Consider the following 10,419-nt stretch of genomic DNA (forward strand, 5'->3'; position numbering starts at 1 on the left):
ATTATTCGCTTGACCGCCTCCACCGCCCTTGCCTATCGTGCCGGTCATGGAACCTTCCGACGCCATCACCCAATTGCRGGCCTTCGCCGCCCGGGTGGAGGCGTTGCTGGAGCGCAACCAGCGCCTGGCCGAGGAAAACCGCAGCCTGCGCCACCAGCAGGAACAACTGGTGGCCGAGCGCTCCCAGCTGCTGGCCAAGAACGAACAGGCCCGCTCCCGGGTCGAAGCGATGATCACCCGCCTCAAGTCCCTGGAGCAGCACACATGAGCCAGACCGAACCGGTCAGTGTCCGCATCCTGGACCGTGAATACACCGTGGGCGTGGGCGCGGAGGAACGCGAGATCCTCACCGCCGCCGCGCGCCTGCTGGACGCGAAGATGCGCGAGATCCGCGGCAGCAACCGGATGGCTGCCGTGGACCGGGTGGCCGTGCTGGCCGCGTTGAACCTGGCCCACGAACTGCAGCAGCTGCGCGATGAACATGCGCGCCAAGCCGTCGCCCTGCAGCAGACGCTGGCCGATCTGAACCGGCGGCTGGACCGGGCGATCGACGGGGCGTGAGCAGCCGACCAACGGTCGGCTCTACCGGGGTCATTGGCACGTGCGGTGTGGGCAAGCCGACCAACGGTCGGCTCTACGGTGTTCCACGCGATGTTTCATTGCACGCGGCCATCGCATCGTCGTCATCGATCTGAATTCCCCTGCAATCGGACCGACGAACGGCCTATCGCCCGGCGCGTGCTTGGCTATAATGGCGACGCGTTCTCTGCTGTGAACGACGGCGTGTGCAAACATTCGCCTTGTCCCTTAATTACGACCACGGGTGCGCGACGGCGCCGGGAGTGCAAGTCCGCCTTGTAGCGGGAAGCCCGAAGGAGTCCCAGCGTACCCACTTGAACCCCGGGTTCAAGGTCGTTTCGCACGCATCGTCACCGCGGAGAATGCAGTCTTCCTGCAAGAGCGACGCCCCTTCGGGACGTCGCTCTTGTTTTATCCGCGCCCGCACCACGCCCCGGACCCAGGCATGACCGACCCGCGCTCCGCACTGCGCCAGCAGTTGCGCCAACGCCGCCGAGACATCCCCGCCGCGCAGCGCCTGGCCGCGGCCGAGCAACTGGCCGAAGGCCTGCTCCAGCTTCCGTTCGCACCCACCCAGGGCTTCGTTGCCGGCTACTGGGCGATAGATGGCGAGATCGCGCTGCACCGCTGGCAGATGCAGTTGCCGCCAGCGCTGCAGTACTGCCTGCCGATCCTGGCCGGCGACACCCTGCGGTTTGCGCCCTGGCGCCCCGGCCAGCCACTGACCAGCAACCGCTACGGCATTCCCGAACCCGATCTCGCGCCCGAGGCCACGCTGGCCCCGGAGCAGATGGCGCTGGTGGTCGCCCCACTGGTCGGCTTCGATGCGCTGGGCCGCCGCCTTGGGATGGGAGGCGGCTGGTATGATCGCAGCTTCGCATTCCGCCACCAGCGCCCGGCCCCGCCGTGGCTGGTCGGGGTCGGCTTCTCGGTCCAGCAGGTCGATGACCTGCCGGTGCAGCCCTGGGACGTCGCGGTGGATGCGATCTGCACCGAAGCGACCACCCTTGTTCCCGTGCCGGCCGATGGCCGGTACCTCCCGCGATAGACAGATAGACGGATGACCGCACGCAAGCGCTACTGGCTGATGAAGTCCGAACCGGACGCCTTTTCCATCGATGATCTGCAGCGCGTGGGCCGTGAGCCCTGGAATGGCGTGCGCAACTACCAGGCGCGCAACTTCATGCGCGACGGCATGAAGGTCGGCGATGGGGTGCTGTTCTACCACTCCAACACCAAGGTGCCGGGCATCGTGGGGATCGCCACCGTGGCCAGCGAGGCCTACCCGGACGATACCCAGTTCAACCCGAAATCCGACTACTACGACCCCAAGGCCACCCGCGAAGAACCGCGCTGGATGCTGGTGGACGTGGCCTTCGAGCGCAAACTGCGCRACACCATTTCACTGGACGAGATCAAGCTGCATGCCGATGCGCTGGGTGAAGGTTTCCCGCTGACCGCGCGCGGCAACCGTCTCTCGATCCTGCCGGTGACCGCAGCGCAGTGGAAGCTGCTGCTGTCGCTGGAAAAACACTGATCCCCTTTTCCCTCAAGAGTTTCCCGCCATGTCCGAAGCCAAGCGCCTGGCTGCCGAAAAAGCCCTGGAATACGTCGAAGACGGCATGATCGTCGGGGTCGGCACCGGCTCCACCGTCGCCTACTTCATCGACGGCCTGGCCCGTATCAAGCACCGCATCAAGGGCACCGTGTCCAGCTCGGAGCAGAGCACCGCCCAGCTGAAGTCGCACGGCATCGAGGTGATGGAACTCAACCACACCGGCAACCTGTCGCTGTACGTGGACGGTGCCGACGAGTGCGACGGCAACAAGTGCCTGATCAAGGGCGGCGGCGCCGCGCTGACCCGCGAGAAGATCATCGCCGAGGCCAGCGAGCGCTTCGTGTGCATCATCGACCCGAGCAAGCAGGTGCCGGTGCTGGGCCGCTTCCCGCTGCCGGTGGAAGTGATCCCGATGGCACGCAGCCTGATCGCGCGCCGGATCATGGAAATGACCGGCGGCCAGCCGGCCTGGCGCGAAGGCGTGGTCACCGACAACGGCAATGCGATCCTGGACATCCACCACCTGGAGATCACCGATCCGGTCAAGCTGGAGCGCGAGCTCAACCAGCTGCCCGGCGTGGTCAGCGTGGGCCTGTTCGCCCGGCGCCCGGCCGATGTGGTGATCGTCGGCGGACAGCCGCCCAAGGTGTTCTGATTCCGTGGCCGGCCAGCGATGGCCGGCCTTTTTTCCTTCCGAGGTAGACCCGATGTCGTTGATCCGCCTGCTGCCACTGCTGCTCCTGATGTCCCTGACCGGCTGCGCCAGCACCGGCGCCCGCCACTGGGTGGAACTGGGCGGTGCCCGTTACCAGGTGGAACTGGCCACCGATGACGCCAGCCGCGCACGCGGATTGATGTTCCGCGACCAGATGCCCGCCGACCACGGCATGCTCTTCCTGCACGAGCGCGAAGAGCTGCAGGCGTACTGGATGAAGAACACGAAGATCGCACTGGACATCCTGTACTTCGACGACCAGCGCCACCTCGTCAGCCAGCAGCGCGACGTGCCGCCGTGTTCGGCCGGCGACCGCTGCCCGCCCTATCCCAGCAGCGGCCCGGCCCGCTACGTGCTCGAACTCAACGCCGGCCAGGCCGAAAAGCTCGGCCTGAAGGACGGCACCGAGAWCACCTTCGGCCCAGGCATCGCCGACCGCTGACACCGCGCCCCCGCCCGGGGTAGAGCCGACCGTTGGTCGGCCGCCCCTGGCCCTCCTCAACGCTCCCGCTCAGCCGACCAACGGTCGGCTCTACCGGCGGGCGTGATCCGGCGCTGAAGCCCTTGAAACCGGTTGCGTTTGTCGCCAGTCTGTAGCCATGCAGGGGCAGATGACATTGCCGACGTGGGATTCACTGGCCGAGCTGGACGACGAGGCGTTGCCGCTGTTGCCCACCGCGCTGCTGATTGCCCGCGACGAGTACCCCGACCTGGACCCGAAGGTCTACGACGCGCTGCTGCAGAGCCATGCCGACCACCTGCGCACCGAGGTGGACACGATCGAGCATTGGCCGCTGAAGATCGCCGCGGTCAACCGCCATCTGTTCGACGAACTCGGCTACGGCGGCGACCACGGCGAGTATTACGACCCGCGCAACAGCTATCTCAACCAGGTATTCGAACGCCGCCTGGGCAACCCGATCTCGCTGGCGCTGGTGCAGATGGAAGTCGCGCGCCGGCTCGGCATTCCGCTGGACGGGGTGTCCTTCCCGGGGCATTTCCTGGTCCGGCTGCCGGTCGATGACGGAATGCTGGTGATGGACCCGTTCAACGGCGGGCGCCCGCTGGATGTGGAAGAACTGCGCGAGCGCGCGCGCTCGCACCTGGGCGGGGAAACCCCGGACGACCATGTGCTGGCGCAGATTCTGGATGCAGCGCCGGCGCGCGCGATCCTGATGCGCATGCTGCGCAACCTGCACGGCGTGTACGTGGAACGCGGCGAATGGGACCGCGCCGCGCGCAGCGCCGATCGCCTGCTCAAGCTAGCGCCGGAACAGGACGACGCCCTGCGCGATCGGGGCCTGGCCTACCTGCACCTGGACTACCAGGCCGGCGCGCACCGCGATCTGGCGCTGTACCTGCAGCGCAATGGGCAGGCCACCGACGCGCAGTGGGTGCGCGAGCAGCTGGTAGAGATCGGCGGACGGGCGCCACGGTTGCATTGAGGGATTCGGTTGCCGAGCGCGGCTCGGCACTACCGGGGGACCGGGACGTTGGGCGCGTAGCGCCGAGCCACGCTTGGCTGCTTTCCCTTGCAGGCCAAGGATTTACACGGCTGCCCTCAATCGACCTCGACCATCTCGAAATCGTCCTTGGTCACGCCGCAATCCGGGCAGGTCCACGTATCGGGAATGTCTTCCCAGCGGGTGCCCGGCGCRATGCCTTCTTCCGGCAAGCCCTCTTCTTCCCTGTACAGGAAGCCGCAGACAACGCACATCCAGGTGCGGAAAGTGGTGGCGGTGGCGTCGGTCATTGGATAATCACGGTTGGACAAGAACTGGCGATGGCCATTGTCCCACTCCCGTCGTGCTACCGGTAGCCACCGATGAATCCTGCTTCAGCCTCCCCTGCACGCCCGCGTGGCGTCTACCTGATCACGCCTGACGAGCCCGACACTGCGCGGCTGCTGGCGCGCACCGCGCCGCTGCTCGCCGCCGGGGCGACCTGGCTGCAGTACCGCAACAAGACTGCCGACACGGCGTTGAAACAGGCCCAGGCCATCGCCCTGCAGTCGCTGTGCGCCCAGCACGGGGTGCCGCTGATCATCAACGACGACCCGCTGCTGGCCCAGGCCGTGGGCGCTGCCGGCGTGCACCTGGGCGGTACCGATGGCGACATCGGCGCCGCGCGTGCCCTGCTCGGGCCGGAGGCCGTCATCGGCGCGTCCTGCTACGACCAGCTGGCCAATGCCGAACGGGCCGTGGCCGCCGGAGCCAGCTACGTGGCCTTCGGCGCGTTCTTCCCGACCACCACCAAGGTCACTTCCAGCCGCGCCACCGTCGACCTGCTGCGGCAAAGCGCCGCACTGGGCGTGCCGCGGGTGGCGATCGGCGGGCTGAGCCCGGACAATGTCGGACCCATCATCGAGGCCGGTGCCGATCTGGTCGCCGTGGTCAGCAGCGTGTTCGCCGCCGCCGACCCGGTCGCCACCCAGCGCGCCTTCCTCGCCCAGTTCCCGTAATACCCAGGACACCCCATGAACCACGACCAGTCCCACGCCCTGTTCACCCGCGCCCAGAAGCTTCTACCGGGCGGCGTCAACTCGCCGGTGCGCGCGTTCAAGTCGGTCGGTGGCGAGCCGTTCTTCGTGGAGCGGGCCGATGGCCCGTATCTGTACGACGTCGACGGTAACCGCTACATCGACTACGTGGGTTCGTGGGGCCCGATGATCGTTGGCCACAACCATGCCAGCGTGCGCCAGGCGGTCAAGCACGCGATCAACAACGGCCTGTCCTTCGGCGCGCCGTGCGAAGCCGAAGTGGTGATGGCTGACACCCTCACCCGCCTGATCCCGTCATGCGAGATGGTGCGCATGGTCAACTCCGGCACCGAAGCGACGCTGTCGGCGATCCGCCTGGCGCGCGGCGCCACCGGCCGCAACCGCATCGTCAAGTTCGAAGGCTGCTACCACGGCCACGGCGACTCGTTCCTGGTCAAGGCCGGCAGCGGCATGCTGACCCTGGGCGTACCGACCTCGCCGGGCGTGCCGGCCGGCCTGAGCGAGCTCACGCTCACCCTGCCCTACAACGATGTCGACGCGGCCACCGCGCTGTTCGCCGAACAGGGCGAGCACATCGCCGGCCTGATCATCGAACCGGTGGTCGGCAACGCCAACTGCATCCCGCCGCGCGAGGGCTACCTGCAGCACCTGYGCGCGCTGTGCACGCAGTACGGCGCGCTGCTGATCTTCGACGAAGTGATGACCGGTTTCCGCGTCGCCCTCGGCGGTGCGCAGGCGTACTACGGCATCACCCCGGACCTGACCACCTTCGGCAAGATCATCGGCGGCGGCATGCCGGTGGGCGCCTATGGTGGCCGTGCCGACCTGATGTCGCAGATCGCCCCGGCCGGCCCGATCTACCAGGCCGGTACGCTCAGCGGCAATCCGGTGGCGATGGCGGCCGGCCTGGCGATGCTGGAGCTGGTGCAGGCACCGGGTTTCCACGACCGCCTGGGCGCCGCCAGCGCGCGCCTGTGCGCCGGCCTGGAAGCCGCCGCCGCCGACGCCGGCGTGGCGGTGACCACCAATCAGGTCGGGGGCATGTTCGGGCTGTTCTTCACCGACCAGAAAGTGGAGACCTATGCGCAGGCAACGTCCTGCGACATCCCGGCATTCAACACCTTCTTCCACGCGATGCTCGAGCGCGGCGTGTTTCTGGCGCCGTCGGCGTACGAAGCCGGGTTCATGTCCAGCGCGCACGATGACAGCATCATCGACGCAACCCTCGACGCGGCACGCGAGGCGTTCAAGGTGGTCAAGGGCTGAGCCCCTGCGACGGTAGCGCCGCGCCATACGTGGCTGCTGTTCGATCCGGCATTGCATGCAGCCACCCATGGGGTGACTCTACCCGTGCAATCCGACCACGGTAGAGCCACGCCATGCGTGGCTGCTGTTCGATCAGGATTCGGCATTGCGTGCAGCCACCCATGGGGTGGCTCTACCCATGCCATCCCGGCAGCTACGCCTCAGCCGAAAACGAATCGGCCCTTCATCATCGCGAAGTGGCCCGGGAACGAGCAGAAGAACGTGTAGTCACCGCCCTTGGCCAGCTTGGCCGTGGCGAAGGTGACGCTGGTGCTCTGCCCGCCGCCGATCACCGCCGTATGTGCCAGCACCCGTGCATCGCCCTTGGGCAGGTAGCTGTCGGCCGGGGTCATGCGCATGCCGGCCATCGCCACCGGCTGGTAATCCGCGCTGCGGGTCAGCACCCAGTTGTGGCCCATCGCGGTGGCGGCCAGCTTGCCGGTGTGGCGCAGGGTCAGCTTCACCTGCGTGCAGTCCGCGCCGACCTTGATCTCCTTCTGGCTGAAGCTCATCTGGTCGGTGCTGTCGATGTTGACCGCGCACACGCGGGCATGGGCAGCCGGGGCCAGCATCAGGCCGGCGAGCAACACGGGGGCAAGCAGTTTCACGGCGATCTCCAACAATCAGTCCGGAGATTCTAGACAGCCGCTTGGCCGCCCACCTGCGACGCGATGTCGCAGCGGTCACCCGGAGTGGGTTACGGTCGACGCTGGACCTGGACGAATGTTGCCGATGCCGGTTGCCGTGGACTGCCTGCTGCTGGATTTCGATGGGGTGCTGGTGCGCCATGCGCGCCACCTGCGCGTGCGTCACCTTGCCGCCAGCACCGGCCGCAGCGCCGCACAGGTGCAGGCGGCGTTGTTCGACAGTGGGCTGGAGCAACAGCATGATGCCGGGCTGGACAGCGCGCTGTATCTGCAGCAACTGGGTGCTGCATTGGATACCACGGTGAGCGTCGCGCAATGGCAGGACGCACGCATTGCCGCCTCATCGCCGCAGGCAGGCGTGATCGAACGCATCGAGCGCATCGCGCGTGAGCTGCCGATCGCCATCCTGACCAACAACGGCGCGCTCATGGCCCAGACCATCCCGCGCATCCTCCCCACCCTGGCCGAGGCCTTGAACGGGCGCATCCTGTGCAGCGGCGCGCTCGGTGGACGCAAACCGGACCCGGCCGTGTTCGTGCAGGCCATGACGCTGCTTGGCGCACGCGCCGAGCGCACGCTGTTCATCGATGACCTGTTCGTCAACGTACGCGGTGCGCGGCAGGCAGGGTTGCACGCGGAAACGGCGACCGACAGCCGCAGTATCGGCAAGGTGTTGAAGCGCTACGGGCTGGCGTAGAGCCGACCGTTGGCCGGCTGCGTTCGCCCAAAGACAACAGCARCCGACCAACGGTCGGCTCTACCGCGAGGCGATGAAGGATTGCACCGCGGCGCGCAGGCGCTTCAGGCCCTCGGCGATCTCTTCATCGGTGATGTTCAGCGCCGGCACGAAGCGCAGCACGTCCGGACCGGCCTGCAGGGTCAGCAGGCCGTGTTCGGCGGCATGGTCCAGGATCGCCCCGGCCTGGCCGGCGAAGTCCCGGTCCAGCACCGCGCCCAGCATCAGGCCGCGGCCACGAACCTGGCTGAACACCTTGAACTCGTCGTTGATCCGGCCCAGCCCATCGTGCAGCGCCTGCGACTGRCGGCTGACGTTGTGCGCGATCTCCGGCGAGGACAACTTGCGCAGTGCCACGCGCGCCACCGCCGCGGCCAGCGGATTGCCGCCGAAGGTGGTGCCGTGCGCGCCGAACTGCATCACCTCGGCCACCTTGGGACCGGCCAGCATCGCGCCGATCGGGAAACCGCCGCCCAGCGCCTTGGCCAGGGTCACGATGTCCGGCTTGATGTTGTCCTGCCAGTGCGCGAACAGGGTGCCGGTGCGGCCCATGCCGACCTGGATCTCGTCGAGCACCATCAGCGCGTCGTGCTGGTCGCACAAAGCGCGGATGCGCTGCATGAAGCCCGGCTTGGCCGGCATCACCCCGCCCTCGCCCTGGATCGGCTCGAGCATGACCGCGGCCACGTCGCCGGCGGCCATCGCGGTTTCCAGCTGCACCTCATCATTGAAATCGACGTAGCGGAAGCCACMGGGCAGCGGCTCGTAGCCTTCCTGGTACTTGGGCTGGGCAGTGGCGGTCACCGCGGCCAGGGTGCGGCCGTGGAAGCTGCCGCGGAAAGTCACGATCACCCGCTGATGGGCGGGACGGCCCTGCGAGGAGGCCCACTTGCGCACCAGCTTGATCGCCACTTCGTTGGCTTCTGCACCGGAATTGCACAGGAACACCCGCTCGGCAAAGCGCGAGGAAGTGACCAGTTCTTCGGCCAGGCGCAGCGGCGGCTCGCTGTAGAACACATTGCTGGTGTGCCACAGCTTGCCGGCCTGCTCGATCAGTGCGGCGGTCAGGTCCGGGTCGTTGTGGCCCAGGCCGCACACGGCGATGCCGGCGGCCAGGTCGATGAACTCACGGCCCTGGTTGTCCCAGACGCGCGCGCCCTGGCCGCGTTCGAGCACCACCTGGCGCGGTTTGTAGACCGGCAGGTAGTAATGCGACAGGGACAGGAGCGGATCGGCGGCGGCGGCGGTCATGGCAGTCAGGGTGGTCAGGGAAAGCCCATTCTCGCGCTTCCACCGGCTGGGGCACAATGCGCCCATGCGACCGTTCAGTGCCCCCCAGCTCAATCCCGCGACCGAGACCGGCTGGCGCCGGACCTGGTTCGACATCATCTACCGCCACGACACCCGGCCCTCGCGCAATTTCGACCTGCTGCTGGTCTACGCGATCATCGCCAGCGTGCTGGTGGTCATGTTCGACAGTGTGCAGCGCTTCCACATCGCCCACGCCGACTGGCTGTACGTGGTCGAGTGGGGCTTCACGATCCTGTTCACCGCCGAATACGTGCTGCGCCTGGCGGTGGTCAAGCGCCCGCTGCGCTACGCCTTCAGCGTCTGGGGGATCATCGACCTGGCCTCGATCCTGCCCACCTACCTGTCCCTGTTCATTCCCGGTGCGCAGAGCCTGCTGGTGGTGCGCGCGCTGCGCATCCTGCGCGTGTTCCGCATCCTCAAGCTGACCCGCTACATCGAAGAGAGCGGCGTGTTGATGGAATCGCTGTGGCGCAGCCGCCGCAAGGTGCTGCTGTTCCTGTTCACGGTGGTCACCATCACGATCATCGCCGGCACCCTGATGTACGTGATCGAAGGCCCCAACCACGGCTTCACCAGCATTCCCAGCAGCATGTACTGGGCAGTGGTGACGATGGCCACGGTGGGCTTTGGCGACATCGTGCCGCAGACCGTGCTGGGCCGCTTCGTCACCTCGGTACTGATCCTGATCGGCTACAGCATCATCGCCGTGCCCACCGGCATCTACACCGCCGAACTGGCCAGCACCATGCGCGAGGCCGAGCACGCCGCGCGGCGTGATGCACGCGGCTGCCCGCACTGTGGGCTGGAAGGACACGAGCCGGATGCGCTGCATTGCCGCCATTGCGGGGAAAAACTGCCGCCGGTGTTCAACGCCTGAGCCCTGCAGGCAGGCGCGCGGCGGGGCGTTCACCGACCCGCCGCGTTGACGCCGTCGTCGCCGACAGCGACGTGGCGCTGCGACTTATCGCGACAGCTGGTTGCTGGCGTCGACCAGATCGTTGTAGCTGTCGGTCACCGCTTCGGCCGAGCCCTGCGGGTTGCCGATGCGGCCACCGCCCTGCATCAGGC

At 67.4% G+C, this 10,419-nt stretch carries 14 protein-coding genes and 1 other RNA gene; 12 read left to right on the top strand and 3 right to left on the bottom strand.

Annotated features, from left to right (window positions below; genetic code table 11):
• Positions 1-46 precede the first annotated feature (46 nt).
• From AC1DQP_RS11120 to AC1DQP_RS11155, 8 genes are all read left to right on the top strand, one after another.
• Positions 47-268, top strand: a complete 222-nt coding sequence (locus AC1DQP_RS11120; RefSeq protein ID WP_478051601.1) for a TIGR02449 family protein — start codon at positions 47-49, stop codon at positions 266-268.
• Entirely contained in the window at positions 265-561 is a 297-nt protein-coding gene (locus AC1DQP_RS11125; RefSeq protein ID WP_259207475.1) for a cell division protein ZapA, read from the top strand. Before AC1DQP_RS11120 ends, AC1DQP_RS11125 begins: the two co-directional genes overlap by 4 nt.
• Before the next feature lie 199 nt (positions 562-760).
• A non-coding RNA gene (gene ssrS, locus AC1DQP_RS11130) (6S RNA) lies at positions 761-945 on the top strand.
• A gap of 79 nt (positions 946-1,024) precedes the next feature.
• Positions 1,025-1,627, top strand: coding sequence for a 5-formyltetrahydrofolate cyclo-ligase (locus AC1DQP_RS11135; protein WP_457322028.1), 603 nt, complete (start codon positions 1,025-1,027; stop codon positions 1,625-1,627).
• Positions 1,628-1,639: 12 nt separating this feature from the next.
• Entirely contained in the window at positions 1,640-2,116 is a 477-nt protein-coding gene (locus AC1DQP_RS11140; RefSeq protein ID WP_478051602.1) for an EVE domain-containing protein, read from the top strand.
• Positions 2,117-2,144: 28 nt separating this feature from the next.
• Positions 2,145-2,792: a ribose-5-phosphate isomerase RpiA gene (gene rpiA, locus AC1DQP_RS11145; protein WP_478051603.1), complete on the top strand. Its 648-nt coding sequence runs from the start codon at positions 2,145-2,147 to the stop codon at positions 2,790-2,792.
• A 52-nt stretch (positions 2,793-2,844) separates the two neighbouring features.
• The gene (locus AC1DQP_RS11150; RefSeq protein WP_478051604.1) at positions 2,845-3,294 is read left to right on the top strand and encodes a DUF192 domain-containing protein; all 450 of its coding nucleotides are present in this window, start codon (positions 2,845-2,847) and stop codon (positions 3,292-3,294) included.
• Between the two features lie 157 nt (positions 3,295-3,451).
• Positions 3,452-4,297 (top strand): SirB1 family protein, encoded by an 846-nt coding sequence (locus AC1DQP_RS11155; protein WP_312235977.1) that lies wholly within the window; start codon positions 3,452-3,454, stop codon positions 4,295-4,297.
• A gap of 116 nt (positions 4,298-4,413) precedes the next feature.
• Here the strand turns inward: AC1DQP_RS11155 and AC1DQP_RS11160 are convergent, their stop codons facing one another.
• Positions 4,414-4,605 carry a rubredoxin gene (locus tag AC1DQP_RS11160; protein ID WP_256776021.1) on the bottom strand — a complete coding sequence of 64 codons (192 nt, stop codon included), beginning with the start codon at positions 4,603-4,605 and terminating at the stop codon, positions 4,414-4,416.
• A 72-nt stretch (positions 4,606-4,677) separates the two neighbouring features.
• On the opposite strand from AC1DQP_RS11160, the gene thiE reads away from it, so the two are divergent.
• Positions 4,678-5,313: a thiamine phosphate synthase gene (thiE, locus tag AC1DQP_RS11165; RefSeq protein WP_457320853.1), complete on the top strand. Its 636-nt coding sequence runs from the start codon at positions 4,678-4,680 to the stop codon at positions 5,311-5,313.
• 15 nt (positions 5,314-5,328) lie between these two features.
• On the top strand, positions 5,329-6,618 hold the full coding sequence (gene hemL, locus AC1DQP_RS11170) for a glutamate-1-semialdehyde 2,1-aminomutase (protein ID WP_478051605.1): 1,290 nt from the start codon (positions 5,329-5,331) through the stop codon (positions 6,616-6,618).
• 200 nt (positions 6,619-6,818) lie between these two features.
• Here the strand turns inward: hemL and azu are convergent, their stop codons facing one another.
• Positions 6,819-7,229, bottom strand: coding sequence for an azurin (gene azu / locus AC1DQP_RS11175; RefSeq protein WP_306175407.1), 411 nt, complete (start codon positions 7,227-7,229; stop codon positions 6,819-6,821).
• Positions 7,230-7,389: 160 nt separating this feature from the next.
• On the opposite strand from azu, the gene AC1DQP_RS11180 reads away from it, so the two are divergent.
• Positions 7,390-8,001, top strand: a complete 612-nt coding sequence (locus AC1DQP_RS11180) for an HAD-IA family hydrolase (RefSeq protein ID WP_457320857.1) — start codon at positions 7,390-7,392, stop codon at positions 7,999-8,001.
• A 60-nt stretch (positions 8,002-8,061) separates the two neighbouring features.
• Here the strand turns inward: AC1DQP_RS11180 and AC1DQP_RS11185 are convergent, their stop codons facing one another.
• Complete coding sequence (locus tag AC1DQP_RS11185; RefSeq protein ID WP_478051606.1) at positions 8,062-9,291, bottom strand: acetylornithine transaminase; 1,230 nt, start codon at positions 9,289-9,291, stop codon at positions 8,062-8,064.
• 64 nt (positions 9,292-9,355) lie between these two features.
• Between AC1DQP_RS11185 and AC1DQP_RS11190 the strand changes: the two genes are divergently transcribed.
• A complete protein-coding gene (locus tag AC1DQP_RS11190) occupies positions 9,356-10,228 on the top strand; it encodes an ion transporter (protein WP_457321370.1) in 873 nt (290 codons plus the stop codon).
• Positions 10,229-10,419: the final 191 nt, after the last annotated feature.

Source organism: Stenotrophomonas sp. P5_A8, from assembly GCF_056400545.1.